The sequence below is a fragment of the Arsenicicoccus cauae genome (genome assembly GCF_043162025.1).
GTDB classification, from domain to species: domain Bacteria; phylum Actinomycetota; class Actinomycetes; order Actinomycetales; family Dermatophilaceae; genus Arsenicicoccus; species Arsenicicoccus cauae.
On the sequence record NZ_CP171001.1, the window covers coordinates 980,527 to 1,006,316 of the forward strand.

Sequence of the window (25,790 nt, forward strand, 5' to 3'; positions counted from 1 at the left end):
CGGTCGTATGCCGGCCCGCCCCCTCGCGGCGCTGGCGCTGGTGTCCCTGCTGGGGGTGACGGCCGCCTGCTCAAGCGGGTCGCCGGGGTCGGCGACGCCGGTCACGACGACGCCGGTCACGACGACGAGCAGAGCTGCGGCGCAGGCGTCCTCGGCGAGCGGGACACCCTCCTCCGCCTCGCCGATCGGGGCCCCGTCGGCCGCTTCGGTCGGCGCCTCGTTCGGCGACCCCGGCCAGGGCGCGGTCACGACGCAGGAGCCCGCCGTCGTCGAGCCGCCCACGCCCACCGCGCCCGCCGCGACCAGGTCCGGGTCGCTCGACCAGCGCGCCCTGCCCAGCCCGTCCGGGTGGTCGACGGCGGCCGGGGACGGTGCCGACGGCGGCTACATCCCCAACGGCACCTGGGTCAACGCCCGCGACCCGCGCTCGACCGTCCACGAGCTCCTCGGCCTGGCGTGCCAGGGGGTCCCCGCCGGCTACCCGGTCCCGGTGGCGGCGCTCGAGGGGACCTATCGCGGGCCGGGTGGGGCATCGGGCACGACCATGGCGCTGGAGCTCGCGGACGAGGGGTCCGCTCGTCGGCTGGTCGAGCTCTATCGCCTCCAGGCCGAGTCCTGCCGCGGGCGGGGCGACGCCCCGTTCACGTACGCGCTGCTGCGGGCCGGCCCCGACCTCGTGGACCGCCGCACCTTCGCCGGCGAGAGCGGGACCTGGCTCGAGGTCGTCGGCGTCCGGGGCCGGCGCGCGACCTTCTTGCTCCTGCAGGAAGGGGCAGGTCCGCTCACTCCGCTGCAGGTCGACGGCGTGATCGTCGCGCTGCGCTGAGCGCGCCCGTCGGGGCCGCCGCGCGGCGCAGCGGGGACGTTCGTGCCCGCTCAGCGATCACCGACGTCCCCATTGCCCGCGGCGGCGCCGGGTCGGCGCCCCTGCAGGGCGTCCAGGGCGAGGTCCAGGAGATCCCCTCGCCGCGACCTGTGGGCCCGCCCCTCCGGTCGTGCGCCGCCCGTGGCATGCTGGGTGCCCTATGCACGAGCTCGTCATCACGTCCCCGGCCAACCCGCGGCTGCGCGCCCTGACCGGGCTGCGTCGTCGGCGCGCCCGCGAGGAGAGCGGGGTCACCCTGCTGGAGGGCTACGAGGAGCTCGAGCTGGCGCTGTCGGCGGGGGTGCGCCCGCAGTCGCTGTTCTACTGTCCCGAGCTGATGCTCGACCCTGACCTGCAGTCGCGCGTGGTGCGGGACGTCCAGGCCGGAGGCGCCGAGGTGGTGCGGCTGGGCCGCGCCGCCTTCGAGAAGGTCGCCTACCGCGAGGGCCCCGACGGCTTCCTCGCCGTGGTGCCGTCCGTGGGCCGCGGGTTCGAGGACCTGAGGCTGCCGCCCGACCCCTTCCTGCTCGTGTGCCAGGGCGTCGAGAAGCCCGGCAACCTCGGCGCCATGCTGCGCACCGCCGACGCCGCCGGCCTCCACGCGGTCGTCGCGGCCGACCCGGTCACCGACTGGGGCAACCCCAACCTCGTGCGGTCGAGCAAGGGCACGGTCTTTTCCGTGCCGGTCGCCTCCGCGTCCACCGAGCAGACCCTGGCCGAATGCCGCTCCCGGGGCGTGCTCGTGGTCGCCGCCACCCCGGACACCGCCGTCGAGCACACCGACGTCGACTACACCGGACCGGTCGCGATCGCCGTCGGCACGGAGAAGGCGGGCCTCACCGAGGACTTCATGGCCGCGGCCGACGTGCGGGTGCGCATCCCCATGACGGGGCGGGCCAACTCCCTCAACGTGGCGACGTCCGCGGCCATCGTGATCTACGAGGCGGTGCGTCAGCGTCGGGCCTCCGCCCGCTGACCTGGGTGCGAGGGCACGGCAGCACCTGTGTCACCATGTGGCCATGCGCCTCGACCACGTGTCCTATGCCGCCGAGCCGGACGGCTCCATCGCGACCGCCGAGCGGCTGGCGGCCCGGCTCGGGGTGGACCCGGTCTACGGCGGGGTGCACCCCCGCTTCGGCACCCGCAACATCATCCTGCCGCTCGCGCACGAGCGCTACGTCGAGATCGTCGAGGTGCTCGACCACCCGGTGACCGACAAGGCACCCTTCGGCCAGGCGGTGCGGCTCCGGTCCGAGCAGGGCGGCGGCTGGATGGGGTGGGTCGTGTGCGTCGACGACATACGCGAGGTGGAGCAGCGCGTGGGCCGCGAGGCCGTGGCCGGCAACCGGACCCGCCCCGACGGCGTCACCCACACCTGGCGCCAGCTGGGCGTCAAGGGCCTGATCGCCGACCCGCAGCTCCCGTTCTTCGTGCAGTGGGACGAGGACAGCGTGCACCCGTCGACCGACGCGACGAGCGAGGTCACCATCAAGCAGCTGACGATCGGCGGTTCACCGGATCGCGTGCGCGACTGGCTCGGCATGGACGCCGACGCGACGTCGTCGGTCATCGACTTCGAGTTCGTGGCGCCGGCCGGCCACCCGGGTCTGCTGGCCGTGACCTTCCAGACCCCGACCGGCGACGTCACCATCTGACCTACCGGGGGTAGGGGCATCGACCGGGCTTCGTTCGCCAGGTCGATGATCCCGCCGGGGGTAGGGGCATCGACCGGCCTTCGTTCGCCAGGTTGATGATCCCGCCGGGGGTAGGGGCATCGACCGGGCTTCGTTCGCCAGGTCGATGATCCCGCCGGGGGTAGGGGCGTCGACCGGGCTTCGTTCGCCAGGTTGATGATCCCGCCGGGGGTAGGGGCATCGACCGGCCTTCGTTCGCCAGGCCGATGATCCGGCCCCCGGCGGGTTGGCCGTATGACGGGAGCCCCCCCGCCACCAGACGTGGCCTCTGGTGGCGGGGGGCGCTCGGCATACGACCGCGTCAGGCGCGCGACCGCCCAAAGGCCTTGAGCCGCAGGCTGTTGGTCACCACGAGCACGCTCGACAGGGCCATCGCCGCGCCGGAGACCATGGGGTTCAGCAGGCCGAGGACGGCCAGCGGGATCGCCACGACGTTGTAGCCGAACGCCCAGGCGAGGTTCTGCTTGACGATCGCCAGCGTGCGCCGGGACAGGCCGATGGCGTCGGCCACCGCACCGATCTCGGGTCGCACGAGCACGATGTCGGCGGAGTCCATCGCGACGTCGGTGCCGCTGCCCATCGCCAGGCCCAGGTCGGCCTGGGCGAGCGCAGCGGCGTCGTTGACCCCGTCGCCGACCATGGCGACGACGCGGCCCTCGCGCTGCAGGCGCGCGATCGCCTCGTGCTTGTCGCTCGGCAGCACCTCGGCGATGACGTCGGCGGGGTTGATGCCGACCTCCTCGGCCACCTGGCGCGCCGTCCGCTTGTTGTCGCCGGTCAGCAGCATCGTGCGCAGGCCGAGGTCGTGCAGCGCCTCGAGCGAGGCGGCCGAGGTGGGGCGGACCTCGTCGGCGACGGTGAGGGCGGCATACGCGACGCCACCCCACCCGACGTGGACGGTGGTGCCAACCCGGTCCAGGCTCTCCAGGTCGCCGGGGACCACGTCGAACAGGCTCGCCTTGCCGACGGTCACCTCGGTGCCCTTGATGGTGGCGCGGGCCCCCATGCCGGGCAGGTTGGTGAAGTCGCTGATCGGCCGCAGCTCGATGCCGCGCTGCTGGGCGGCCCGGACGATCGCCTGGGCGACGGGATGCTCCGAGCCGGCCTCGACGGAGGCGGCGGCCTGCAGCGCGGCGGTCGGGGTGAGCCGCCCGCTCGACGTCACGTCGACCAGGGTGGCCTTGCCGGTCGTGACGGTGCCGGTCTTGTCCAGCACGACGGTGTCGATACGGCGCGTGGACTCGAGGATCTCCGGGCCCTTGATGAGCACGCCCAGCTCGGCGCCCCGGCCGGTGCCGACGAGCAGCGCCGTGGGGGTGGCGAGGCCGAGCGCGCAGGGGCAGGCGACGACGAGGACCGACACGGCGGCCGACAGCGCGGCGGCCGCGCCCTGCCCGGCGACCAGCCACCCCGCGAAGGTCAGCACCGCGATGACCAGCACCACCGGCACGAAGACCGCGGAGATCCGGTCGGCCAGCCGCTGCACCGGAGCCTTGCCGGTCTGGGCGGCCTCGACGAGGCGGGTGATCGAGGCGAGGGTCGTCTCGGAGCCGACGCGGGTGGCGCGGACGATGAGCCGGCCGTGCGCGTTGGTGGTGGCGCCGGTGACCTCGTCGCCGGGTCCGACGTCGACCGGGACGGACTCGCCGGTGACGACCGAGCGGTCGAGGGCCGAGGTGCCGTCGACGACGACGCCGTCGGTGGCGACCTTCTCGCCGGGGCGGACGACGAACTGGTCGCCCACCTGCAGCTCCCCGATCGGCACGCGGACCTCGCGCGTGGAGCGGGTCTGCGGGTCGATGCGCTGCACCGCCACGTCCTTGGCGCCGAGCTCGAGCAGGCTGGTCAGGGCGGAGCGGCCCGAGGTGCGGGCCCGGTGCTCGGCGACGCGGCCGGCGAGCAGGAAGGTCGTGACGACCGCCGCGACCTCGTAGTACATGTGGCCGGCGCTGCCCGCCAGCGTCGCGACGAGCGACCAGAGGAAGGCCGCGCTCACCCCGATCGACACCAGCGTGTCCATCGTGGAGGCCTTGTGGCGCGCGTTGATGACGGCGGACCGGTGGAACGGCCAGGCCGCCCAGATCGCGACCGGGGTCGTGAGCGCGAGCTCGGCCCACGGGCGGATGCCGCCGAGCAGGTGGTGCGCCGCCGGCACCATCGCCATGACGACGACGAACACCGTGAGCGGCAGGGCGATCTCGAGCCGGGTGCGCAGGGACGCGCGGCTCATCACCTGGTCGATGCCGTATGCCGGACCGCTGCCGGCCTGGGCCGCCGTCTCGGTCTCGGCAAGGCCCTCGCGGGGTCCGCCCGCTGCGCCTCGCCGCAGCTCGGTCGCCGTGTAGCCGGTCTGCTCGACGACCGTGACCAGGTCGGCCACGGTGAGTGCGGTGGGGTAGGTGACGTGGGCCTTCTCGGTGGCGAGGTTGACGCTGGCCTGGACACCGTCGAGCTTGTTGAGCTTGCGCTCGACGCGGCTCGAGCAGGACGCGCAGGTCATGCCGCCGATGGCGAGGTCGACCTCGTGCAGGTCTGCGCCGCTCTGGGCGGCCGGGGTGGCGGCCGGGCGCGGCGTCATACGGGTGGAGGTCACTTGACCACCGTGTAGCCCGCCTCGTCCACGGCGGCCTCGATCGCGGCCGGGTCGACGGGGCTCTCGCTGGTGATGGTGACGGGGGAGTCGCCGCCCGCGACCAGGTCGATCTGCACGTCGGTGACGCCCTGGACCTCCTTGAGCTCGGAGGTGACGGCGCTGGTGCAGTGGCCGCAGGTCATGCCGCTGACGGTGATGGTGGTGGTCTGGCTCATGACGGATCTCCTTGGCGTGGGGTGGGGTTCAGCTCTTGACGAGGCGGGCGATGGCTGCCGAGGCCTCGGCCACCTTGACGGCGGCAGCCTCGTCGGACTCGCGAGCGGCGTCGACGACGCAGTGCCCGATGTGGTCCTCGAGCAGACCGAGGCTGACGGCCTGCAGGGCCTTGGTGATGGCCGAGATCTGGGTGAGGACGTCGATGCAGTAGGTGTCCTCGTCGACCATCCGCTGCACACCGCGCACCTGGCCCTCGATCCGCTTGAGGCGCTTGAGGTAGGCGTCCTTGTGGTCCGTCTCGACGTACGCCGGGGCCGGGTGGTGCGGGCACGTGTCGCTGCTCATGATGAGGTCAACTGTATACCCCCATGGGGTATTCCTTGCGCCCCTGCGCCCCTGGGCCCCTGGGCCCCTGGGCCCCTGGGCCCCTGGGCCCCTGGGCCCCTGGGCCCCTGGGCCCCTGGGCCCCTGGGCCCCTGGGCCCCTGGGCCCCTGGGCCGGTGGGCCGGTCAGCGCGTCGGCCGCTGCAGGACGCGGCGGACGTTGACGGAGCGCAGCTCGTAGGCCCGGCCGTCGCGCTCCTCCGTCACGCCGAAGCCGGACTCGTCGCGGCGGTGCTCGGTCCACCCGGCATACACCTCGTCCACGATCCTGATCGCCTCGTCCGCGCCGAGGTCCAGCTCGGTCTGGGCCGGCCGCGTCTCGCCGTCGGCGACCTCGTGCCGGTCGGTGGCGATCACCAGGACGTCCACGCCGCCCGGCGCGGTGGCGTCGCGCATCCGCTCGAGCAGCCCACGGAAGGCCTCGACGCTCGACACGTGCTCGAGCGTCGACACCCCGACGACGAGATCGGCTTCGCCCCTGTCGAACTCGTAGGTCTCCTGGTCCGCCACCACCGGGATGATGACGTCCGCCACCGACTCGTGGGCCGCACGCTCCTTGAGCTGCTGGATCGGGAGTTCGAGCAGGTCGACCGCCACCACGCGCGACCCGGTGGGCAGGGTCCGTGCCAGCGGTATGGCGTGCCGCCCCGATCCGGCGCCCAGGTCATAGACACGGATCGGTCTCGAGCGGTCCAGGTGCGCGAGGGCGTCCATCACGATGGGGGCCGGCCGGTTGAGCCAGGCGTCCGGGTCCTTCGTGTCCGGCGCGGAGTAGAGCTCCTCGTGGTATCGGATCGTCTCGTCCCGGCCCTCGTCGAATCCCATGCCTTTCACCCTAGGTCGAGCCTCCCCGTCAGCGGGGCGTGAGGATCTCGCGTCGAGACCGCAACGTGTGCACGTGGGAGTGGGGTCAGGCGTCGCCGCGCAGGCGCGCCAGTCGGGTCTCGAGCAGGGGACGGCGGTGGGCGTTGCCGTGGAGCCCGACATACCGCTCGCCAAAGGCCCACAGCAGCGCGTCGTCGAGGCGGCGGACCGCGCCGGGCGGGTAGTGGTAGCCCATCCTCGACTCGATGGCGGCGTGGTCGACGCCGCGCAGGACGTCGCGCAGCTCGGCGAGGGAGGTGATGCCGAGCTCGAGCAGCAGTCCCGACACCCACGAGTAGTGGTCGGTGCGGGACCACCCGGCGTCGGCGAACTGTCCCGCGAGAAAGGCCGCGAGGTCCGAGCCCCCGATGCGGGGGTCGTCCTCGTCCTGCTCGGTCGAGGGGCCGCTCGCCTCGCGCAGGCGCTCGCGGATCGTGGAGAACTGCTGGTCGGCGAGCTCGAGCAGGCCCGCGGCGAGCGTGAACCGGCGGTCGAGGTCCGGTGCATGCTCCTCCGGCACCGACCCCTTGTAGCGGATGTCGTGCTCGAACTCCGCCCACGCGTGCTGCAGGACGGTGCGGACCTGCACCGAGGCCTTGCGTCCGGCCATGGGTCCGCCGGCGCCCTCGCGCGCGGGGTCGAGCTGCACGAGCAGGTGGCGGCTGGAGTAGCCGAACCGGCCCTCGGCGGCGGTCTCGCGCCCCATGTCCCGGTCGTCGAGGAGCACGAGCTGGGCGCCGAGCAGCTGGGCGACGGCTTCGACGTCGGCGAGGACATAGGTCACGACACGGACGCCGACCTGGTCGGTGATCTCGGTCTCGGGTTGGCGGTGGACGAGGCGACCGGCGACGCGGCGGGCGGCCTTGGCGGCATACGACTCGACGGACTTGGCCCGCCCGGTGACGGTGAGGTAGTTGATGCCGGCGTCGTCGAGGAGCTGGGTGACGAGCGCGACGTAGGCGTCGGTCGCCGCCTGCACCCGAGGGAGGTCCTCGGCGTAGCGTGCCGTCGCCTTGCTGATCCGCTGCGCCTGCTTGCCTGCCATGCGGCAAGCCTGCACCACGCGGGCGGGTGCGCGAGCCGGTGTCCGACGGCAGACCCTAGGCGTCGCCGATCTCGCAGAAGCTCTCGTAGTGGTCGGCCGTGTAGTACCAGTGCAGCGGGCTGCGCGCCGAGCCGCCGCCGGTGATGATCCGTCGGGTGCCGCGCGTCGAGGCGCCGGGCGTGTCCACGGTGTACTCCCGGTAGTAGCCGCGTGCCTCCTGCGGAAGCAGCCGCTCGCGGTTGCCGAAGGTCACGCCGTCGTTGCGGGGGTGCCGGAACGGTCCGCCCGCACGGATCGCCGCGATCACCGGTGGCACCTCGGCCGGCAGCTCCTGCGGCGAGCAGGGCGGGATGGCCCGGCCCGTCGAGCGGGGCGCGCTCGGGCGGGGAGCGGTCGATCGGGGAGCAGTGGAGCGTGCGGGAGTCGAGCGGCGAGTTGCGCTGCCGGGAGCGGAGGTCGCGGGGGTCGCAGACCGTATGCCGGTGGCCCCCGTCGTCGCCCGGCCACCGTCATCGCCCTGGGTGGCGGGCGTCGTGCACCCCGTGAGCCCGCCGCCGCCCACAAGCACGCCGCCGCCGAGCAGCAGGACCGCGAGTCGGCGGGCGGGCGGCATACGCGTCACTGGATGGCGGGGTCGGTCGGGTCCATGGGTGCGGCGTCGGAGGCGGGGACGAGGACGGTCTCGAGGACGCGTTCGTGCTCGTCGCCGGTGACTGCCGCGTCGCGCTCGGAGCGCCAGAGGCTCTCGTGCGCCTCGGACAGCACCGACACGAGCTCGGCGAACCCGTCGGGGTCGGCCTCGCGCAGCACCTGGGCCTCGGACCAGAGCAGGACGATGCGACGGGTGCGCGGCCACCACAGGTCCAGGTCGCGCAGGGCGTCGACCAGCCCGTCGAGGTTGACGGCGGCCGAGCCGGGCAGACGCAGGGCGGCGGCGATGGCGGCCTGCGCCTGGCGCATGGTGGTGAGGCGGTCGCCCTTGAGGGGGACCACGGCGAAGTCGTCGTCCAGCAGCAGCGCCCGCGCGCGAGAGGCGTCGACGGCCTCGTGCCGGACCCACCACACGCCGGGCGCGAGCGACTGGGAGCAGCGGCGCAGGCGGCGCGGGACCGTGACCCACGTGTCGATCGGGTTGGTAGACATGAGCGACCTCCTTGCGCGGACCAGGGCAAGCCCGTGGCCTGGACTTCTCGTCAGTGTGCCTCCGGTGGGCGCGCGGGTGCGGGACCTGACCGCCATGCGGCCCCGCCCCGACGAGGTGACAACCCGACATCGGGGCTCCTTCTGGTGGCTGTCACCACCAGAAGTGGCCCCGGTCTTGCGCGCGGGCGGAGTCGTCAGACGACCGCGGAGGCGGGCGGACGCACCTCAGCGCAGGCGGTCGACGAGCGCGGGGGCCTGCCCGACGTAGGTCTGCGGCGTCATCGCGGCGAGCCGCTCCTCGACCTCGCTCGGCAGCCCCAGCCCGCGCACGAACTCCACCAGCTCCGCCTGCCCGATGCGGCGGCCGCGGGTCAGCTCCTTGAGCCGCTCGTAGGGGTTGTCCATGCCGGCGACGCCCTGCGCCCCGAGCGCCCGCATCGCCGACTGCACCGGCTCGCCGAGCACCTCCCAGTTGCCGTCGAGGTCGGCGGCCATGCGCTCCGGCACCGCGTCGAGGCCGGCGAGCCCGCGAGCGACGTTGTCCAGCGCCAGCATCGAGTGGCCGTAGGCCGTCCCGACGTTGCGCTGCATGGAGGAGTCGGTCAGGTCGCGCTGCAGCCGCGACTGCACGAGCGTGGAGCCGAGCACGTCGAGCAGCGCGCACGACACCTCGAGGTTGGCCTCGGCGTTCTCGAAGCGGATCGGGTTGACCTTGTGCGGCATCGTGCTCGACCCGACCGTGCCCTGACCGCGCACCTGCGCGTAGTAGCCCATGGAGATGTAGGTCCAGAAGTCGGTGCACACGTTGTGCAGGATCCGGTTGAAGCGGGCGGTGTCGGCATACAGCTCGGCCTGCCAGTCGTGGCTCTCGATCTGCGTGGTGAGGGGGTTCCACGTGAGGCCGAGGCCCTCGACGAAGCTCTCGGAGATCGCGGCCCAGTCGGCGTCGGGGACGGCGGCGAGGTGGGCGCCATACGTGCCGGTGGCGCCGTTGAGCTTGCCGAGGAACTCCTGGCCCTCGATCCGCCGCAGCTGCCGGCTGAGGCGGTGCGCCATGACGGCGATCTCCTTGCCCATGGTCGTGGGCGTGGCCGGCTGGCCGTGCGTGTGGGCGAGCAGCGGGACGTTGCGCAGCGCCCGCGCCATCTCGGCGAGCTGGTCCACGACCGACCTGGCCTTGGGCAGCCACACCTTGCGGACCGCCCCCTGGATCATCAGGGCATAGCTGAGGTTGTTGATGTCCTCGCTCGTGCAGCAGAAGTGGATGAGCTGCTTGAGCTGCGCGGCGTCGCCCGGGGCGATCCGGTCGACGCGGCGCTGCAGGTAGTACTCGACCGCCTTGACGTCGTGGACGGTCTCGCGCTCGATCTCGCCGAGCTCGGCGATGTCCTCGGCCCCGAAGTCGGTGACGACCGCTCGCAGCCGGGCGACCTCGTCGTCCGTGAGCCGGCGGACGCCCGGCACGACCTGGTGCTGCGTGAGGTGGATCAGCCACTCGACCTCGACGTGCACGCGCGTCCGGTTGAGCGCGGCCTCGGACAGGTGGTCGACCAGCGGCGCGACGGCCTTGCGATAGCGACCGTCGAGGGCGCCGAGGGCGATGGGAGGGGTCACGTCAGCGAGGGAGGCCATGGTCGTCATTCTGCCAGCCAGGCCGTATGCCGCCCGCCGCTCAGTCCTTGTCGGGCAGCTCCCGGCGGTCGGACTCCTCGAGCTGGGCGCGAGCGCGGCCTTGCGCCGGCGGGCGTTGTCGATCAGCATCCACACGGTGCCGACGAGTCCTCCGCCGACGGCGCCGACCAGCATCCCTCGGAGCCAGCCCCGCTGGTCACCGCTCCCGGCGGGTGTGCTCGCATGCAGCAGGGGCGCCGACGGTGTCGTCGGCGCCCCTGGCGCTGGTGCTCTCGAGGAGGTCCGCAGCGGGTGGGCTGCCGGCTGGTCCGCCGCTCGGCCTCGTGAGCGTCGCGCCGTTCCTCTCGGGTCGACGCTCGTGGTGGTGAGGCCGGCCCGGGTCGTCGAGATGGTGTCCCGTCGACCCTGCTGACCTCGATCAGACCGTATGACGATCAACCTGCGCAATGCTGATCGCTGCGATTAGTCGATATGATTGATTCGTGCGCGGCGAGGTGCGCAACATCGATCAGACCGACCACCGCGCGAGGGCGTGGTGGGACAGGAGGCGTTCATGGCCCTGGACGAGACCGACCGTCGGATCGTGCTGGCGCTCGACGAGGACCCCCGCATGACGGTGATGCTGCTCGCGCAGCGCACCGGCCTCGCCCGCGGCACGGTGCAGGCCCGGCTCGAGCGGCTGCGCGAGGACGGGGTCCTGCGACGGCACTCGTCCCGCGTCACGCCGGAGTCGTTGGGCTACGGCGTCTCGGCGCACGTGGCGGCCGAGCTCGACCAGCACCAGATCGACGCCGCCATCGCGTCGCTCAGCCGCATCCCCGAGGTCGTCGAGTGCATGGCGCCGGCCGGCGAGACGGACCTGCTGGTCCGCGTGGTGGCCACCGGCCCCGACGACCTCTATCGCGTCTCGGAGCTGATCCGCCTGTCGCCCGGCGTGATTCGCACCTCCACCACGATCTACCTGCGCGAGGTGATCCCCTATCGCACCGACCTGCTCGTGGCCCAGGGCGTCGCAGCGCAGCATCGCCCGCGCCGTGGCCGGGCCACCGGGCGGCGACCCCAGACGCGGTAGGCCCCTCCGCCATACGGCCCAGGATCCCCAACCGCCCGATCAGGCCTCCACCATTGGTCACCAGTGACGTTCTGGATCGTTCAATCGGGGCTCCGGGACGTCATTGGTGACCAATGGCGCGTGGAGGGGCGACGAGCAGGGCTCCGCGCGGGCCGGGTGGCAGGATGGCGGCATGCCAGCCGAGAGGTTCTACAACGCCTACCACCACGGCTTCGCGCGCGTGGCCGCCTGCACCGCACCGACCGCGATCGCCGATCCCGCCCGCAACGCCGACGAGATCGTCGCGGCGGCCCGCGAGCTGCACGACGACGGCGTTGCGGTGGCAGTCTTCCCCGAGCTCGGCATCAGCGGCTACGCCCTGGACGACCTCTTCCTGCAGCAGCCGCTGCTCGAGGCCGTCGACCGCGAGCTCGGCCGCGTCGCCGCCGAGACCGCCGCTCTGACCACCGTGCTCGTCGTGGGGGCGCCGCTGCGTCACCGCAACCGGCTGTACAACTGCGCGGTCGTGATCCACCGCGGCGAGATCCTCGGCGTCGCCCCCAAGTCCAACCTGCCGACCTACCGCGAGTTCTACGAGCGGCGGCACTTCGCACCCGGCGACGACGTCCGCGGCGAGATCGAGGTCGCAGGCGTCCGCGTGCCGTTCGGCCCGGACCTGCTCTTCGACGCCACCGACGTGCCGGGCCTCGTGCTGCACGTCGAGGTCTGCGAGGACATGTGGGTCCCGGTGCCGCCGTCCGCCGAGGCCGCTCTCGCCGGCGCCACGGTCCTCGCCAACCTGTCCGGCTCCCCGATCACGGTCGCCCGTGCGGAGGACCGCAAGCTCCTCGCGCGCTCCGCCTCCTCGCGGTGCCTGGCGGCCTATCTGTATGCCGCGGCCGGCGAGGGTGAGTCGACCACCGACCTGTCCTGGGATGGGCAGACCTTCGTCTACGAGAACGGCGACCTGCTCGGCGAGTCCGAGCGCTTCCCGGACGGCCCGGCCCGCTCGGTGGCCGACGTCGACCTGGAGCGGCTCGTGGCGGAGCGGCTGCGGCAGGGCACCTTCGACGACAACCGCCGCACCCACGCCGACCGCGTGTCCGCCTTCCGCACCATCGAGCTCACACTCGAGCCGCCCACCGGCGACATCGGGCTGCGGCGCAAGGTCGACCGCTTCCCGTTCGTCCCGGACGAGGCGGAGCGGCTGGCGCTGGACTGCTACGAGGCCTACAACATCCAGGTGTCCGGGCTCGAGCAGCGGATGCGGGCGATCGGCCACCCCAAGGCCGTGATCGGGGTGTCCGGCGGCCTGGACTCGACCCACGCGCTGCTCGTCTGCGCGCAGGCGATGGACCGGCTCGGTCGCCCCCGGACCGACATCCTGGCCTACACCATGCCGGGGTTTGCGACCACCGAGCACACCAAGACCAACGCCCAGCGGCTGTGCGAGCAGCTCGGCGTGACCTTCGCCGAGCTCGACATCCGGTCGGCGGCGACGCAGATGCTGACGGACATGGGCCACCCCTTCGGGCGCGGCGAGGAGGTCTACGACGTCACCTTCGAGAACGTCCAGGCCGGGCTGCGCTACGACTACCTCTTCCGCCTCGCCAACCACCAGGGCGGCATCGTCGTGGGGACGGGCGACCTGTCGGAGCTGGCGCTCGGCTGGTGCACCTACGGCGTCGGCGACCAGATGTCCCACTACGGCGTCAACACCGGCGTGCCCAAGACGCTGATGCAGCACCTCATCCGCTGGGTCGTGACGTCGGGCCAGTTCTCGGACGAGGTGGGGGAGACCCTGACCTCGATCCTCGGCACCGAGATCACGCCGGAGCTCGTGCCGACGCGCGAGGGCGAGAAGCCCCAGTCGACCGAGGCGTCCATCGGGCCCTATGCGCTGCAGGACTTCTCGCTCTACCACGTGCTGCGGCGCGGCTACCGGCCGTCCAAGATCGCCTTCCTCGCGTGGCACGCCTGGCACGACGCGGGTGTCGGCGAGTGGCCGCCCGGGTTCCCCGAGGACCAGCGGGTCGCCTACGACCTGGCCGAGATCCGGCGCTGGCTCGAGGTGTTCTGCAAGCGGTTCGTGACGCAGCAGTTCAAGCGGTCGGCGCTGCCCAACGGCCCCAAGGTGGTCAACGGTGGGTCGCTGTCGCCGCGCGGCGACTGGCGCATGCCCTCCGACGCCTCGCCCCGCCTGTGGCTGGCCGAGCTGGAGGCAGGGGTCCCCACGGCCTGACCCAGCCGGCGGGCGTCGGGGGGAGCGCCTGCGGGTCAGCCGGTGTGGGTGGTCACGCCATACTGATCGCGGGTGCGCAGCGCCCATCCCGCCAGAGGGACGCACGCCGCCCCGGCTGCCATCATCACGGCGGCCAGGACCCACCACCCCACAGCGCCGTGGTCGACGCACAGCCAGGCGATCAGCGGCGGCGCGGCGATCCCCGACAGCGAGAACGGCAGCGAGCCGAAGGCCTGGTACTGCCCCTGGCGCTCCTGCGGGGCGAGCCCGAACTGCACCCCCCACTGCCCGCCGGACGAGATCATCTCGCCGACCGTGTGGACGACCGCGCCGGCGAGCGCGAGCACCACGAGCGCGGTCCCGCCCAGCCACGCCCCGAGCCCATACAGGACGAATCCGCCCGCCACCCAGATCGATCCGCTGAGCAGCGTCCGGCGGCCCGTCAGCACCGAGTCCGAGCTGCGCGACAGCCGCACCTGCAAGGTGGCGCACATGACGGTGTTGATCAGCAGGGTCGCCGCCACCAGCCACGTCGGCGCCCCGAAGGCGTTGACCAGGGAGAGCGGGATGCCGACCTCCACGATGATGAAGTGCATCGACAGCACGGAGATGGCGAGCGTGACGGCGACGTAGGGGCGGTCGCGGAAGACCTGCCAGCGCGACCCCGGCGTGTCGTGGGTGACCAGCGGCACGGTCGGCAGCCGCCGCGCCAGCACCGCGACCAGCGCGAAGGATGCCGCGTCGAGCGCGAAGGCCACGAGATAGGCCGCCGTGGTGTCGAGGAACAGCGCAGCCCCGCCGAGCGTCGCCCCCGCGGCCATGGCGGTGTTGGTCACGGCACGCAGGTAGGCCTTGAAGCGAACGCCCTCGCCGCCCACCGCGATCCGCGGGATGAGGGCATTGCGGGCGCCGTTCGACAGCCGCTCGCACAGCGTCTGCCCGGCCACCATCGCGACCAGCGCCCACGCGGAGTGCACGAGCGTCAGCAGGCACACCGAGACGGCTGCACCGAGCGAGGCGACGGTCACGATCGCCCGCGGCTGGCGGATGTCGGCCAGGTGGCCCGCCGGCACCGACACCAGCACCGCCACGAGGGCCGCCGTCGACAGCGCCAGCGCGACGTCGTGCGCCGACAGCCCCACGCTGCGGGTGAAATAGACCGCGAAGATCGTGAGGTAGGCGCCGCTGCCCATCCGGTCGATCAGCGTGATCGCGGCCAGCGAGCGCAGCCGGGGGTCGAGGGGGATGCCCCGTCGGGTCAGCGGTTCCGTCATACAAGAAATCTTGACAGGGGATATCTCGATGTCAAGTAAAAATCGAGGTTGATCAGTCGTCCCCGGTGATCGACAGGCCGCGCAGGCGGTATGCCGCCCAGACGGTCCCCGCCACGAGGACCACGCCCGACGCGACCCAGGCATAGCCGAGGGGCGCGCTGTCGGCGCTGATCACCGACATGTCGCCCGCCCACCCCGCGATGCGGGTGCTCCACGACCGGATGCTGAGCCACGAGATGCCTTCGAGGAGGGTGGCCAGGGCGCCCTCCCACACGAGGAGGTACATCAGGCCCCAGACGACCGAGTGCTTGGTCATCGACGACAGCGCGAGGAACAGCGCGGAGTACGCCACGGACGCGACGGCGGCGCCGACCGCCCACCCGAGCGCCTTGCCGGGATCGGTGTGGTCGAGGATCAGCGACGCGAGCGCCATCGAGACCGCCCCCAGCAGCAGCGTCGTCGTGATCGCGGCGACGAGCTTGCTGACGACGATGTGCCAGCGGGGGATCGGCTTGGACAGCAGGTAGGCGATGGTGCCGTCGTCCATCTCGTTGCCGAGCAGCTGGGCGGCCACGAGCAGCGCGAGCATGGGGACGACGACGGCGAGGCCGAGACCGGACAGGACGGCGCGCCCGAGGGTGCCGTCGGAGGACTGGGGCTCGCCGCCGGCCAGCCGGGCCAGCAGGCACACCGCGAGCAGCACGAGCGGCAGGGCCAGCAGGCCGAGCGAGCGGGCGCGGCCGAGCAGCGAGGAGAACGCGAGGCGGATCACGGTGGGATTCATGAGGACACCAGGTAGGAGAAGACGCTCTCCAGCGACTCGTCGGTGGGGCTGACCTCGACCAGGCGGACGTCGAGGTCGCGCGAGACGCGGGGCAGCACGTGGGTGAAGCGGCCGAAGTCGGTGGCCTCGACCTCGAGGCCTCCCTTGGGCCGCAACGAGACGCCGCGCACGCACGGGTCGGCGACCAGGGCGGCGGCGAGCCGGCGGTCGTCGGAGGAGCGGACGACATAGTGGTTGGGTCGGTCGGTCATCAGCCGCCGTATGGCGCCGAAGTCCCCACTCGCGGCGTGGCGTCCGGCCACGACGACCTCGATCTGGCGGGCGACCTGCTCGACCTCCTCGAGGATGTGCGAGCTGAACAGCACGGTGCGCCCGTCGGACCCCATCTGCCGCAGCAGCTCCATGAGGTGCATGCGCTGGCGGGGGTCCATGCCGTTGAACGGCTCGTCGAGCAGCAGCACCGCCGGCTCGTGGACGAGGGCGCTCGCCATCTTGATCCGCTGCCGCATGCCCTTGGAGTAGGTCCGGATGACGCGCGACGCCGGGTCGTTCATCTCGACGAGCTCCATGGCGCGCTCGGCGGCGGCGCCGGGATCGGGCAGGCCGTGCAGCTCGGCGTTGGCCCGCACGAACGCCCGCCCCGTCAGGTGCTCCATGACGGACTCGCGCTCGGGCACGAGCCCGAGGTGGCGGTAGACGCCGGGGTTGCGCCAGGTGGGCTCACCGTCGAGGGTCACCGACCCCGCCGACGGCGACAGGAAGCCCGACATCAGCGCGATGAGGGTGGACTTGCCGGCGCCGTTGGGGCCCAGCAGGCCCGTGACGCCGGGTCCGATGTCCATCGTGACGTCGTTGACGGCGACGAGGTCGCCGAACCAGCGCGAGACCTGGTGCAGGGCGAGGGTGCTCATGCCGACCCCACCTTCGCGTAGCGGCGCAGCAGCAGCGCCGTGCCGCCGAGGACGACCAGGGCGGCGACGCCGAGGTAGACGGCGCCGTCGGCGAGGTCGCGCGGCGGCGCGAGGGTCGGGGCGAGGTCGAACCACCAGGTGCCGAGCCCCCCGACCAGCGTCCACGGGTTGAGCGCGCCGGCCCACACCCCGTGGATCGGCGTGGAGCCGTCGGCGGACTGGGCGATCGCGGCGATGGCGTTGGCCACGCCCGAGCTGACGAAGAGCGTGGCGACGATGGCGACGACCGCGATGCCCCGGCGGGTCGTGAGGCTGGACAGCAGCCCACCGATCACCGCGAGCAGCGCGGCGAGGATCACGAGCAGGGGCAGGGTCTTGAGCATCTCGCGGGTCTGGTCCTGCCAGGGGAGCCGGCCCAGCAGCGCGCCGAGCCAGAGCACGACGACGGGCAGGGTGACGACGATCAGGATGGCGGTGAGCAGCGACGCCAGCCGGGTCAGGACATAGGTGCTGCGGCGCATGGGCCGCGCGAGGTAGAGCGGCAGCGTGCGGAAGCGCAGGTCGCGCGAGAACAGCACGGGCGCCTGCGCGGCCACGAAGATCGCGGTGATCGTCTGCATGGTGTCGGCATACCGGTCGTAGGTCATCGGCAGCCGGTCCAGCTTGACGAAGACCGTGATCGCGACCATGACGAGCGCCGGGAGCACGGAGACCGCGAGGAGACCGAGGGGCAGCAGGCGGGACCTCATCGACCGGCCGAGGCCGAACGCGTGCCGCAGCCCGAGGACGTAGAGGGACCGGGCGACGGCGCCGTCGGACAGGCGCTCGCCGTCGTAGCCGCGGTAGCCGAGGTCGTGGATGCGGGCCGTCATGGCTGCGCCACCTCCTCGCGGACGGCGAAGACGTCCTGGATCCGGTGCCGTCCCTCCTGGATGCGGACGAGACCGAGGTCGAGGTCGATCACCGTGTCGCGCACCAGGTCTCGTACGTCGACCCCGCCGACCTCACCGCCGGGTGGCGGCACGACCTCGACGGCGCCGTCGACGGGGTGGCACTGCAGGCCGCGCTCGGCGAGGGCGTGGCCGAGCCGGTCGCGCTCGGTCGTGGTGCCGAGCACCTCCACCAGCAGCGTCCCGGTCGCCTCGGTGAACTCGGACGTCGCCGAGGACCGCAGCAGCCGCCCGCCGTCCAGCACGACGACGTGGTCGCTGACCCGCTCGAGCTCGCCGAGCAGGTGGCTCGTGACGAGCACCGAGATGCCGAAGTCCGTCCCGATGCGCCGCACCAGGTCGAGCATGTCGTCGCGGCTGGCGGGGTCCAGACCGTTGGTCGGCTCGTCGAGCAGGACGAGGTCGGGGTCGTGCACGAGCGCCTGGGCGAGCTTGGCCCGCTGCTTCATGCCCGTGGAGTAGCCGCCCATCACGCGGTAGCGCTCCTCCGCCAGCCCCACGTGCCGCAGCACGTCGGCCGCTCGTTCCCGAGCCACCGTGTGGGGCAGGCCCGACATACGTCCCATGTGCACGACGAACTCGCTGGCGCTGACGTCGGCCGGCAGGCAGTCGTGCTCGGGCATGTAGCCGACGCGGGCCCGGATCGCCGCGCCCTGCGAGCGCACGTCGTGGCCGAGCACCTGCGCGTCGCCGCTCGTCGCCGGCAGCAGCCCCAGCAGCACCTTGATGAGCGTCGACTTGCCGGCACCGTTGGCGCCCACCAGCCCGGTCACGCCGTCCCCGACGTCGAGATCCAGATCGTCCAGCGCCCGCACCCGGGGGTACTCCATGGTGATCCCGCGCGTGCGGATCACGGGCGTCCCCCGGGCGGCACCCTCCGCCTCGCCTGTCATGCTGCTCACCCTAGGGCGCAGCGCCCGGGCCGGCCTATGGGTGATCCCCCTGACCTACCGGGGGTAAGGGCATCGACCGGCCTTCGTCCTCCAGGCTGATGATCCCGCCGGGGGTAGGGGCATCGACCGGCCTTCGTCCCCCAGGCTGATGCCCCCGCCGGGGGTAGGGGCATCGCCCGTGTGGGACGAGACGCGGGTGCGCCGTCGCCGCTGACAGACCGGCCCGATCAGGGGCAGAGCTGCTGCTTCAGGAAGCCGCGTGCCGGGGCGGCCTCCCCGTCGACGTGCAGGGCCTCACGGCTGGTGCGGCCCCACAGCGCGAGATAGAGCTCCACCGCCTCGCCGCGGATCTCGGCGACCGACTCGCCCTCCTCGCCGCGCCCCGCCGACACGACCCCGTCCGACTCCTGCACCCACCACACGGAGCCCGTGTCGGTGGCCCGGATCTGCAGGGGCAGGGGCAGCGCGGTCTGCGGCTCCTCGACCCGTCGCGGCACGAAGAGGTGCAGCAGCTCGTCGACCCCGTCGTCGGCCACGGCGTCGCTGATGTCCGCCTCGATGCCGTGCGCGCGCGCCAGGTCGACCCAGTGGATCGTCGTCTCGTGCAGCTGCCGCCGGATCCAGAAGCCCACCGTGCGGTCGTCCCCGTCGAAGGTCCAGCACTCGGCGGCGGGGTCGACCTCGCGCAGCCGGTCCACCAGCCGGCGGCCGCAGTCGGCATACCACTCGCCCAGGGTCAGGTCCCCCTGCTCCCGCTCGCCCATCGATGGGCGCTCGGTGCCCCGCGTGGCCTCGGCGGCCCACAGGTGCACCCGCCCCAGGTGGTCGACCAGGTCCTCGACCGTCCAGTGGGGGCAGGTGGGGCAGTCGACCTCGGCGGCGAGGTTGGCCCCGTTGGCGGAGATGGCGTCGACGGCGGCCGTGAGGGCCTCGAGGCGCTGCGCTGCATCCATGGCCCCGACCCTAGCCAGTTCGGACGGGACCGGCCGCCGGTCGGCCGCACTATCGGGCCGGGTGGGCGCCTCAGTCCTCGTCGACGTGGTCCGGTCGGATGACGCTGAACACCTCGCCCTGCGGACCCTCCAGCACCGCCAGCTGCCCGAACGGCCCTTCGACGACGTCCATCAGCACCCGCCCGCCGAGGCGCTGGACCGCGGAGACCGTGGCGGTCGGCACGTCGCTCAGGAAGTAGGTCATCCAGTGGGGGCGGAACTGATCGCCGTACTCGTCGCCGATGCGCCCCAGCCCGCACACCAGCCGCCCGTCGGCGGTGACGACCTGGGCGTAGGCGAACGACTCGTCGTCCTCCTCGATCACCTCGTAGGAGTGGCCGAAGACCTCGCCGTAGAAGCCCATCGCCTCCTCGTGGTCGCGGACCATGAGCTCGTTCCAGACGAGCGACCCGTGCTCGTTGTAGCGCTCGGCGCCGACCCCCGGCGCGGCCTGCCACAGGCCGTGATGGGCGCCCGTGGGGTCGACCAGCAGCGCGATCCGCGCCAGGCCGGGGATGTCGGTGGGCCGCAGCAGCTGCTCGGCACCCTGCTCCTGCTCGAGGGTGGCGACACGGTCGGTGTCGTCGACGGCGAGATAGGTCGTCCACACCGCCGGCCACGGCGCGGTCGGCGGCTTGGGGCCGATCCCGGCGACCCGCAAGCCGTCGCGCAGCATCAGCAGGTAGGCGTCGGGCCCCTCCTCGACCTCCCACCCGAACAGCGTCGCGTAGGTCCGTGCCGCCGCCCTCGGGTCGTCGCACATCAGGTCCGGCCAGCAGGGCGTGCCGAGCGGCCAGGGGGTCTCGCGGACGGACATGGGTGCTCCTCGGTCGGCTGGTCGGGCGGCGTGGACGGTGGCGCAGGGTCCAGTCCAGCAGAGGGACTGCGGCTTGTCAGTCAGTTGCCGCCCGTATGGCGCCGCGCCCTCCCGCTCGCGTGGCTCACGCGTCGAGCTGCTCGCGCACGTGCTCCACGACGCCGCGCATCGCCGCCTCGACCTCGTCCCGGCACCGGTCGAAGTCCGCCGCGTCGCCGTAGTACGGGTCGTCGACCTCCAGCGTCCCCGCTGCCACGGCGTCGTCGTCGAACTCCCGCATCAACCGGACCTTGTCGCGGTCCTGCTCGGTCGGGGCGTGCCGCTGCAGCTCGCGCTCGTGCCCGCGGTCGGCGACGAGGACGAGGTCGCGGTCGGCGTACCAGGCTTGCTGCCACTGGCGAGCGCGGTGGGCGGAGCCGTCATACCCGCCGCTGGTCAGCGAGGTGAGGGTGCGCGGGTCGGCGCCGTCACCCTCGTGCCAGCCGCCGGTGCCCGCCGAGTCGACCTCGACACGGTCACCCAGCCCGGCCTCGTCGAGCAGGTGGCGCAGGATCACCTCGCCCATGGGGGAGCGGCAGATGTTGCCCGAGCAGATGACGCAGATGCGGTAGTCGGCCATGCCTACCAGTATCTCGCGGTTGTTTGTGCTGCCCTATTGACACAAAGGCGTGGCAGGCGCACAGTTCTTTGTGTCAAACATCTGGCACAAGCAGGAGGTCGTCATGCTGGCTCTCTATCCCTTGTCCCTCGTGGTCGTCGTGCTGGTCGGCGCCTGCCTCGTGGCCGCGCTGGTCCTCAGCCTCGGCGGGCGCCCGGTGGTCGTCGACGACCATCTCGGACGTCTCCTGCGTGCTCAGGCTCTCGTCCGACGTTCTCGCCTCCTGGCCGTACTGCTCGGGCTGCTGGCGGTGGTGGGGCTCGCCGCCACGGGCCGCGGTCGGCTGATCGCAACGGCACCGTTGGCCGGGGTGGTCGTCGGCCTGCTCACCCTGGTCCTCGGTCAGCTCTCCATCGGCCGTATGGCGACGGGCCCCGCCGCGGGGCTCGAGCACCGGCGGGTGAGGGACTACGTGCCGCGCGGCCAGGCGGTGGTGTCCGGGATCCTGGCGCTTGCCCTGCTGGCGGCCGTGATCATCGGCCTGCGCCTGCAGGGGGCCGACGGGCGGCAGCTGACCTATGCCTGCACGACGCCCGAGGGCTGGGCCGCGAGCGGGGGCTCGAGCCCGTGGTTCGGCTCGTTCTACCTCGCCCCGGCGCTGCTGGTCTGGCTCGTCGGTCTCGCCGCCACGGCCTGGGGTCTGCGCCTCGTCGCGGGGCGTCCGCGCGACGGCAGCGACGCCGACCTGGTGCGGGCGGACGACGCGCTCCGGCGGTGGTCCGCCGGGGCGCTGGTCGCCGGCGCCGGGCTGGCCTCCGGGGCGCTGGCGGGGCCGGCCCTGCTGACCTCCTGGATGCGTCTGGCCCACGCCGGGGACGGGATGTGCGCGAGCAACCCCTTCGGCGCATCCGGGACCGTCGTCGGTGGTCTCGCCGCGGTTGTGACGGTGCTGACCCTGTGGAGCCTCGTGAGGGTCCTTGCCCCGCACCGGGTCTCGCTGGTGGCGCGTCCTGTCACCGGGGTGTCGGCATGAGCGTGGGTCTGCGGGTCGACGCGGGCGACCCCACGCCGCCCTACGAGCAGCTGCGGCGCCAGGTGCTGGTGCACGTGGCGACCGGTGTCGTGACCGAAGGGGCGCGGATGCCGCCCGTGCGGCAGCTGGCCGCCGACCTCGGGGTGGCGGCGGGGACGGTGGCGCGGACCTACAAGGAGCTGGAGGCGTCCGGGATCGTGCGGACGGCCCGCCGCGCCGGGACGACGATCGCCGCGGGTGCCGCCGAGCTCGCTCGCTCGTCGCTGGCCGTGGCCGACTCGGGGCCCGGGGTGGACGAGCTGGCGCTGGGTTTCGTGGCGACGGCGCGCGCGGCGGGGGCAGGCGACGCGGCCATCGAGGCGGCCGTGCGCTCCGCCCTCTCGCGCCCTGACCCCCCACCCCGCACCCCCGCACAATGACCCCGATCGTGAGGGTTCCTTCCAGCATTCTTGGACGAGACGCTCACGATCGTGGCGGGGGCGGGGGCGGGGGGACGTGCGCGGGGGGACGTGCGCGGGATCAACCGAGTCGGAGCTCGCGCCCGAACCCCGCCACGGCGTCCTCGCGGTGGCTCACCATCACCAGCGTCCGCCCCTCGCGCGCGGCGAGCAGGTCGTCGAGCACCTCGGTGGCGGTGGCGTGGTCGAGGTGGGCGACGGGTTCGTCGAGCAGCATCACGGGCCGCCCCGAGAGGACCGCCCGAGCCAGCCCGAGGCGGGCACGTTCGCCGCCCGAGACGCCGCGGTGGCCGGTGCCGAGCATCGTGTCGAGCCCCTCGGGCAGCCCGCGCAGCCACCCGCCGAGCCCGGCGCGCTCCAGCGCCGCGGTCACCTCGTCGTCCGTGGCGGACGGGCGGGCGAGACGGAGGTTCTCGCGCACGGTCGACGCAAAGACGTGCGGCTCGTCGTCCAGCACCGCAACCCGCGCGCGCAGCGACTCGACGGACGCGGACCGGCTGTCGAGGCCGTCGAGGCGATAGCTCCCCGACGCCGGGTCGAGGTGGGTCGCGAGCACGGCGAGCAGCGTGGACTTGCCGGCGCCGTTGGGGCCGGTGATCACCACGGACTCGCCGGGCTCGATGGCGGCGGTGACGGGCCCGACGGCGTCGCGGTCCGCCGTCCAGCGCGCCGTCACCTCGTCCAGAGCCAACCGCGGCGGTATGCCGGAATCCCCTGGCGCCTCGACGGATCCGTGCACTCCGAGGGGCGCGTCCTGGGCGAGGAGGCGGTCGAGGCGGACCCGGCTCCCCTCGGCGCGGGCCCAGGCGCCCATGGCGTCCGGCAACGGCGTGAACGCATCGGCCGCCGCCACGGGGGTCAGCACGAGCAGGGCCGCGATGGCGTCGTTGAACCCGCCCGCCACCAGCCCGTGCGCGTGCACCGCCATCGCGACCGTGCCCGCGCCGCAAGCGATCCCGGTGAGTGCCATGCCGAGGGCTCGTCCCCGCGCCCGCCGGGCGTTGGCCGCGGCCAGCCGGGCCTGCGCGTCCTGGATCCACACGCCCGACGCGGAGGTCGCCCCGATCGCCTGCAGCTCCAGCGCATTCGCGGTGACCAGGCCGGCGACGCGGGTCACCTCGGCGCGGGCGTCGAGCCAGTCCCGTTGCGCCGCGCGCTCGCTCGCGAGGACCAGCCACGCCACGAGCCCGCACGCCACGAGCACGGCGGCGACGATCACCGCCCCGACATAGCTGAACAGCGCCGTCGCCAGCACCGTCAGCAGCCCCGCGACGAGGGATCCGAGCACGGGGACGACGACGCGGATCTCGGCATACACGCGGTCCTCGAGGTCGTCGACCGCGCCGCCCAGGACCTCGCTGCGCGAGCGCCGCCCGAGCCTGGCGGGTGTGAGCGGCACGAGCGCGTCGTAGGCCGCGACCCGCTGCTCCGCCAGGTCGCCCAGCGCGGCGTCGTGCGACCGCACCCGCTCCCAGTAGCGGAACACCGGCCGCGCCATCCCGAACGCCCGCACCGCCACGATCGCCGCCATCAGCTCGAGGATCTGCGGCCGGTGGGAGGCGGCGACGATCAGCCAGCCGGAGGTCGTGGTGAGCGCGATCCCGCTGGCGGTGGCCAGCCCGCCGATGATCGCGGAGCCCCGGATGCCGGGGGGCGTTCGCCATACCGAGCTCATCGAGCGACCTCCTGGGCGACGGGGGAGAGGGTGACGTGCTGGTCGGCGTGCGCGACGAGACTGGGGCGGTGCGTGACGACGACGACCGCCCGGTCGCGCGCGAGCGAGAGCACGACGTCGTCGATCAGGGCGGTGGACGTGGGGTCGAGGTGGGCGGTGGGTTCGTCGAGCGCGACGAGCGGCGCCGACGAGAGCAGGGCCCGCGCCACCCCGAGGCGGGCGCGCTGCCCCGCCGACAGCCCGAACCCGTCGTCCCCCAGCGGCGTCCCGAGCCCGTCCGGCAGCCGGCGCACCAGGTCCTCCAGGCCGACCTGCCGCAGCGCCGACCACAGACGGTGGTCGGTCGCGTCGCCGGCGAGGGTGAGGTTGCTGCGGATCGAGCCGGCGGTCAGGAACGGGCGCTGGGTCACGAGGTGCGAGGCGATGGGGGAGGCCTGGCCGGTGGTGGGTTCGCGCAGCCCGCAGAGCAGCTCGAGGGCCGTGGTCTTGCCCGTGCCGGACGGGCCGGTCACCACCGTCAGGCCGCGGGGGACGCGCAGGGTGAGGTCGCGGAGCACGTCGCGGCCGGTCCCGGGGTAGCGATAGGCGACGTCCTCCAGCCGTGCCTCCCACCCTCGCCGACTGGTCATCTCCGGACGGGTTGGGGTGTCGGCATCTGACCGGTCGGTGGGGGTGGGGGTGTCGGTAGGTGACCAGTCGGCGGGGGTGGGGGTGGGAGTGGGGGTCGTCGCCGTCAGGATGTCGTCGAGCGCCCGCGCCCCGTCCGCGGCCGCGTGGAACTCCTGCCCCACCCGCCGGATCGGCCAGTAGGCCTCGGGCGCCAGCAGGATCGCCGCAAGCCCCGGCCCCAGCTCGATCGAGCCCCAGGTCAGGCGGATCCCGACGGACACGGCCACCAGCGCGACCGAGATCGTGGCGAGCAGCTCCAGCGCCGCCGACGACAGGAAGGCCAACTTCAGCGTCGCCACGGTCGCGGTCCGGTGCCGCTGCGAGACCTCGCGGATCGTCGCGCTCTGGCGGCTCGCCCGGCCGTATGCCGAGAGCGTCGGCAGCCCGCGCATCATGTCCAGGAAGTGCCCCGCGAGGGCGGCCATCGCGCGCCACCGCCGGTCCGAGGCGTCGGCGGTCGCCTTGCCGATCAGCGCGGCGAAGACCGGCAGCAGCGGCAGCGTCAGCACCACGATCAGCGCCGACCACAGGTCCACGAACGCCAGCGTCACGACGGCCAGCACCGGCAGCACGGCGGCGGCCACGAGTGCGGGCAGGTAGCGCGCGACATACGTCTCGACGCTGGTCGCCCCCTGGGTGGCGAGGGTCTGGGCCGCGGCCGGCTCGGGTCGCTGGTCGGCGGACCGGGCCAGCCACGTGCGCAGCAGCAGCGTGCGCAGGCCGGCGCTGACCTCGGTGCCGGCCCAGGACGAGACGAGCTCGGTCGCGCCGGTGAGCAGGGCGCGCACCACGAGCACGGCGGCCAGGAGCCCGAGGGGTCCCCACAGGGCCGTATGCCGTGCCACCGCCACCACGACCGCCGCCACGGCGAAGGCCTGCACGATGGCCGCGACGCCCTGCGCCACCCCGATGGCGCCGAGGGCCAGGACGGGTCGGCGGGCACCGGGCAGCAGCCGCAGCAGGCGGGCGTCGAACGGCTTCACGTGGTCGTGCTCCTCGTCGTCTCAT

At 73.3% G+C, this 25,790-nt stretch carries 25 protein-coding genes; 7 read left to right on the forward strand and 18 right to left on the reverse strand.

All coding sequences use genetic code 11. The annotated features are described in order from the left end of the window. Positions 1-7: 7 nt before the first annotated feature. From ACF3NS_RS04590 to ACF3NS_RS04600, 3 genes are all read left to right on the forward strand, one after another. Positions 8-826, forward strand: a complete 819-nt coding sequence (locus ACF3NS_RS04590) for a hypothetical protein (RefSeq protein WP_392468079.1) — start codon at positions 8-10, stop codon at positions 824-826. A 199-nt stretch (positions 827-1,025) separates the two neighbouring features. Next, on the forward strand, positions 1,026-1,841 hold the full coding sequence (locus ACF3NS_RS04595; RefSeq protein ID WP_392468080.1) for an RNA methyltransferase: 816 nt from the start codon (positions 1,026-1,028) through the stop codon (positions 1,839-1,841). Between the two features lie 43 nt (positions 1,842-1,884). Then, entirely contained in the window at positions 1,885-2,520 is a 636-nt protein-coding gene (locus tag ACF3NS_RS04600; RefSeq protein ID WP_392468083.1) for a VOC family protein, read from the forward strand. A gap of 340 nt (positions 2,521-2,860) precedes the next feature. On the opposite strand, the gene ACF3NS_RS04605 is transcribed toward ACF3NS_RS04600, so the two are convergent. The 8 genes from ACF3NS_RS04605 to purB all read right to left on the reverse strand — a co-directional run bounded on the left by ACF3NS_RS04605 (position 2,861) and on the right by purB (position 10,444). Next, positions 2,861-5,137, reverse strand: coding sequence for a heavy metal translocating P-type ATPase (locus ACF3NS_RS04605; RefSeq protein ID WP_392469072.1), 2,277 nt, complete (start codon positions 5,135-5,137; stop codon positions 2,861-2,863). Positions 5,138-5,148: 11 nt separating this feature from the next. Then, on the reverse strand, positions 5,149-5,367 hold the full coding sequence (locus tag ACF3NS_RS04610; protein WP_154592456.1) for a heavy-metal-associated domain-containing protein: 219 nt from the start codon (positions 5,365-5,367) through the stop codon (positions 5,149-5,151). A gap of 28 nt (positions 5,368-5,395) precedes the next feature. Next, positions 5,396-5,713, reverse strand: coding sequence for a metal-sensitive transcriptional regulator (locus tag ACF3NS_RS04615; RefSeq protein WP_154592455.1), 318 nt, complete (start codon positions 5,711-5,713; stop codon positions 5,396-5,398). A 164-nt stretch (positions 5,714-5,877) separates the two neighbouring features. After that, positions 5,878-6,576 (reverse strand): class I SAM-dependent methyltransferase, encoded by a 699-nt coding sequence (locus ACF3NS_RS04620; RefSeq protein ID WP_392468086.1) that lies wholly within the window; start codon positions 6,574-6,576, stop codon positions 5,878-5,880. Positions 6,577-6,661: 85 nt separating this feature from the next. Beyond that, positions 6,662-7,660 carry a GTP pyrophosphokinase family protein gene (locus ACF3NS_RS04625; protein WP_392468089.1) on the reverse strand — a complete coding sequence of 333 codons (999 nt, stop codon included), beginning with the start codon at positions 7,658-7,660 and terminating at the stop codon, positions 6,662-6,664. A 55-nt stretch (positions 7,661-7,715) separates the two neighbouring features. Further along, on the reverse strand, positions 7,716-8,273 hold the full coding sequence (locus ACF3NS_RS04630) for a ribonuclease domain-containing protein (RefSeq protein WP_392468092.1): 558 nt from the start codon (positions 8,271-8,273) through the stop codon (positions 7,716-7,718). Positions 8,274-8,278: 5 nt separating this feature from the next. Next, the gene (locus ACF3NS_RS04635; RefSeq protein WP_392468095.1) at positions 8,279-8,803 is read right to left on the reverse strand and encodes a barstar family protein; all 525 of its coding nucleotides are present in this window, start codon (positions 8,801-8,803) and stop codon (positions 8,279-8,281) included. Positions 8,804-9,028: 225 nt separating this feature from the next. Further along, positions 9,029-10,444: an adenylosuccinate lyase gene (purB, locus tag ACF3NS_RS04640; protein ID WP_392468098.1), complete on the reverse strand. Its 1,416-nt coding sequence runs from the start codon at positions 10,442-10,444 to the stop codon at positions 9,029-9,031. 544 nt (positions 10,445-10,988) lie between these two features. Between purB and ACF3NS_RS04645 the strand changes: the two genes are divergently transcribed. Together ACF3NS_RS04645 and ACF3NS_RS04650 are read left to right on the forward strand one after the other, a co-directional pair. Next, on the forward strand, positions 10,989-11,507 hold the full coding sequence (locus ACF3NS_RS04645; protein ID WP_019285356.1) for an Lrp/AsnC family transcriptional regulator: 519 nt from the start codon (positions 10,989-10,991) through the stop codon (positions 11,505-11,507). 172 nt (positions 11,508-11,679) lie between these two features. Beyond that, entirely contained in the window at positions 11,680-13,728 is a 2,049-nt protein-coding gene (locus ACF3NS_RS04650) for an NAD(+) synthase (protein ID WP_154592449.1), read from the forward strand. Between the two features lie 35 nt (positions 13,729-13,763). On the opposite strand, the gene ACF3NS_RS04655 is transcribed toward ACF3NS_RS04650, so the two are convergent. The 8 genes from ACF3NS_RS04655 to ACF3NS_RS04690 form a co-directional block, all read right to left on the reverse strand. Beyond that, positions 13,764-15,002: an MFS transporter gene (locus ACF3NS_RS04655; protein WP_392468102.1), complete on the reverse strand. Its 1,239-nt coding sequence runs from the start codon at positions 15,000-15,002 to the stop codon at positions 13,764-13,766. Positions 15,003-15,054: 52 nt separating this feature from the next. After that, on the reverse strand, positions 15,055-15,786 hold the full coding sequence (locus ACF3NS_RS04660) for an ABC transporter permease subunit (protein WP_392468104.1): 732 nt from the start codon (positions 15,784-15,786) through the stop codon (positions 15,055-15,057). Then, entirely contained in the window at positions 15,783-16,697 is a 915-nt protein-coding gene (locus tag ACF3NS_RS04665; RefSeq protein ID WP_392468107.1) for an ABC transporter ATP-binding protein, read from the reverse strand. Before ACF3NS_RS04665 ends, ACF3NS_RS04660 begins: the two co-directional genes overlap by 4 nt. Beyond that, the gene (locus ACF3NS_RS04670) at positions 16,694-17,569 is read right to left on the reverse strand and encodes an ABC transporter permease (RefSeq protein WP_154592445.1); all 876 of its coding nucleotides are present in this window, start codon (positions 17,567-17,569) and stop codon (positions 16,694-16,696) included. The genes ACF3NS_RS04665 and ACF3NS_RS04670 overlap by 4 nt, the downstream gene beginning before the upstream one ends. Then, on the reverse strand, positions 17,566-18,540 hold the full coding sequence (locus tag ACF3NS_RS04675; RefSeq protein WP_392468111.1) for an ABC transporter ATP-binding protein: 975 nt from the start codon (positions 18,538-18,540) through the stop codon (positions 17,566-17,568). The genes ACF3NS_RS04670 and ACF3NS_RS04675 overlap by 4 nt, the downstream gene beginning before the upstream one ends. A 227-nt stretch (positions 18,541-18,767) precedes the next feature. Further along, positions 18,768-19,493 (reverse strand): maleylpyruvate isomerase family mycothiol-dependent enzyme, encoded by a 726-nt coding sequence (locus ACF3NS_RS04680; protein ID WP_392468113.1) that lies wholly within the window; start codon positions 19,491-19,493, stop codon positions 18,768-18,770. Between the two features lie 70 nt (positions 19,494-19,563). Further along, positions 19,564-20,349 (reverse strand): VOC family protein, encoded by a 786-nt coding sequence (locus ACF3NS_RS04685; protein ID WP_288799878.1) that lies wholly within the window; start codon positions 20,347-20,349, stop codon positions 19,564-19,566. Between the two features lie 124 nt (positions 20,350-20,473). Beyond that, on the reverse strand, positions 20,474-20,968 hold the full coding sequence (locus tag ACF3NS_RS04690) for a low molecular weight protein-tyrosine-phosphatase (protein WP_154592441.1): 495 nt from the start codon (positions 20,966-20,968) through the stop codon (positions 20,474-20,476). Between the two features lie 103 nt (positions 20,969-21,071). Between ACF3NS_RS04690 and ACF3NS_RS04695 the strand changes: the two genes are divergently transcribed. Together ACF3NS_RS04695 and ACF3NS_RS04700 are read left to right on the forward strand one after the other, a co-directional pair. Further along, entirely contained in the window at positions 21,072-21,980 is a 909-nt protein-coding gene (locus tag ACF3NS_RS04695; RefSeq protein WP_392468117.1) for a hypothetical protein, read from the forward strand. Further along, complete coding sequence (locus ACF3NS_RS04700; protein WP_392468120.1) at positions 21,977-22,399, forward strand: GntR family transcriptional regulator; 423 nt, start codon at positions 21,977-21,979, stop codon at positions 22,397-22,399. Before ACF3NS_RS04695 ends, ACF3NS_RS04700 begins: the two co-directional genes overlap by 4 nt. A gap of 100 nt (positions 22,400-22,499) precedes the next feature. Here the strand turns inward: ACF3NS_RS04700 and cydC are convergent, their stop codons facing one another. Together cydC and cydD are read right to left on the reverse strand one after the other, a co-directional pair. Beyond that, positions 22,500-24,113, reverse strand: coding sequence for a thiol reductant ABC exporter subunit CydC (gene cydC / locus ACF3NS_RS04705; protein WP_392468123.1), 1,614 nt, complete (start codon positions 24,111-24,113; stop codon positions 22,500-22,502). Continuing rightward, the gene (gene cydD, locus ACF3NS_RS04710; RefSeq protein WP_392468126.1) at positions 24,110-25,765 is read right to left on the reverse strand and encodes a thiol reductant ABC exporter subunit CydD; all 1,656 of its coding nucleotides are present in this window, start codon (positions 25,763-25,765) and stop codon (positions 24,110-24,112) included. Before cydD ends, cydC begins: the two co-directional genes overlap by 4 nt. Positions 25,766-25,790 lie beyond the last annotated feature (25 nt).

What these genes read in the sequence shown, in the direction of transcription:
- ACF3NS_RS04660 (WP_392468104.1), bottom strand. Translation starts at nt 15,786, where the DNA reads ATGAATCCCACCGTGATCCGCCTCGCGTTCTCCTCGCTGCTCGGCCGC.
- ACF3NS_RS04650 (WP_154592449.1), top strand. Translation starts at nt 11,680, where the DNA reads ATGCCAGCCGAGAGGTTCTACAACGCCTACCACCACGGCTTCGCGCGC.
- purB (WP_392468098.1), bottom strand. Translation starts at nt 10,444, where the DNA reads ATGACGACCATGGCCTCCCTCGCTGACGTGACCCCTCCCATCGCCCTC.
- ACF3NS_RS04700 (WP_392468120.1), top strand. Translation starts at nt 21,977, where the DNA reads ATGAGCGTGGGTCTGCGGGTCGACGCGGGCGACCCCACGCCGCCCTAC.
- ACF3NS_RS04665 (WP_392468107.1), bottom strand. Translation starts at nt 16,697, where the DNA reads ATGAGCACCCTCGCCCTGCACCAGGTCTCGCGCTGGTTCGGCGACCTC.
- ACF3NS_RS04670 (WP_154592445.1), bottom strand. Translation starts at nt 17,569, where the DNA reads ATGACGGCCCGCATCCACGACCTCGGCTACCGCGGCTACGACGGCGAG.
- ACF3NS_RS04615 (WP_154592455.1), bottom strand. Translation starts at nt 5,713, where the DNA reads ATGAGCAGCGACACGTGCCCGCACCACCCGGCCCCGGCGTACGTCGAG.
- ACF3NS_RS04630 (WP_392468092.1), bottom strand. Translation starts at nt 8,273, where the DNA reads ATGCCGCCCGCCCGCCGACTCGCGGTCCTGCTGCTCGGCGGCGGCGTG.
- ACF3NS_RS04685 (WP_288799878.1), bottom strand. Translation starts at nt 20,349, where the DNA reads ATGTCCGTCCGCGAGACCCCCTGGCCGCTCGGCACGCCCTGCTGGCCG.
- cydC (WP_392468123.1), bottom strand. Translation starts at nt 24,113, where the DNA reads ATGAGCTCGGTATGGCGAACGCCCCCCGGCATCCGGGGCTCCGCGATC.
- ACF3NS_RS04645 (WP_019285356.1), top strand. Translation starts at nt 10,989, where the DNA reads ATGGCCCTGGACGAGACCGACCGTCGGATCGTGCTGGCGCTCGACGAG.
- ACF3NS_RS04625 (WP_392468089.1), bottom strand. Translation starts at nt 7,660, where the DNA reads ATGGCAGGCAAGCAGGCGCAGCGGATCAGCAAGGCGACGGCACGCTAC.
- ACF3NS_RS04605 (WP_392469072.1), bottom strand. Translation starts at nt 5,137, where the DNA reads ATGACGCCGCGCCCGGCCGCCACCCCGGCCGCCCAGAGCGGCGCAGAC.
- ACF3NS_RS04680 (WP_392468113.1), bottom strand. Translation starts at nt 19,493, where the DNA reads ATGGATGCAGCGCAGCGCCTCGAGGCCCTCACGGCCGCCGTCGACGCC.
- ACF3NS_RS04690 (WP_154592441.1), bottom strand. Translation starts at nt 20,968, where the DNA reads ATGGCCGACTACCGCATCTGCGTCATCTGCTCGGGCAACATCTGCCGC.
- ACF3NS_RS04590 (WP_392468079.1), top strand. Translation starts at nt 8, where the DNA reads ATGCCGGCCCGCCCCCTCGCGGCGCTGGCGCTGGTGTCCCTGCTGGGG.
- ACF3NS_RS04635 (WP_392468095.1), bottom strand. Translation starts at nt 8,803, where the DNA reads ATGTCTACCAACCCGATCGACACGTGGGTCACGGTCCCGCGCCGCCTG.
- ACF3NS_RS04695 (WP_392468117.1), top strand. Translation starts at nt 21,072, where the DNA reads ATGCTGGCTCTCTATCCCTTGTCCCTCGTGGTCGTCGTGCTGGTCGGC.
- ACF3NS_RS04600 (WP_392468083.1), top strand. Translation starts at nt 1,885, where the DNA reads ATGCGCCTCGACCACGTGTCCTATGCCGCCGAGCCGGACGGCTCCATC.
- ACF3NS_RS04655 (WP_392468102.1), bottom strand. Translation starts at nt 15,002, where the DNA reads ATGACGGAACCGCTGACCCGACGGGGCATCCCCCTCGACCCCCGGCTG.
- ACF3NS_RS04620 (WP_392468086.1), bottom strand. Translation starts at nt 6,576, where the DNA reads ATGGGATTCGACGAGGGCCGGGACGAGACGATCCGATACCACGAGGAG.
- ACF3NS_RS04610 (WP_154592456.1), bottom strand. Translation starts at nt 5,367, where the DNA reads ATGAGCCAGACCACCACCATCACCGTCAGCGGCATGACCTGCGGCCAC.
- ACF3NS_RS04595 (WP_392468080.1), top strand. Translation starts at nt 1,026, where the DNA reads ATGCACGAGCTCGTCATCACGTCCCCGGCCAACCCGCGGCTGCGCGCC.
- ACF3NS_RS04675 (WP_392468111.1), bottom strand. Translation starts at nt 18,540, where the DNA reads ATGACAGGCGAGGCGGAGGGTGCCGCCCGGGGGACGCCCGTGATCCGC.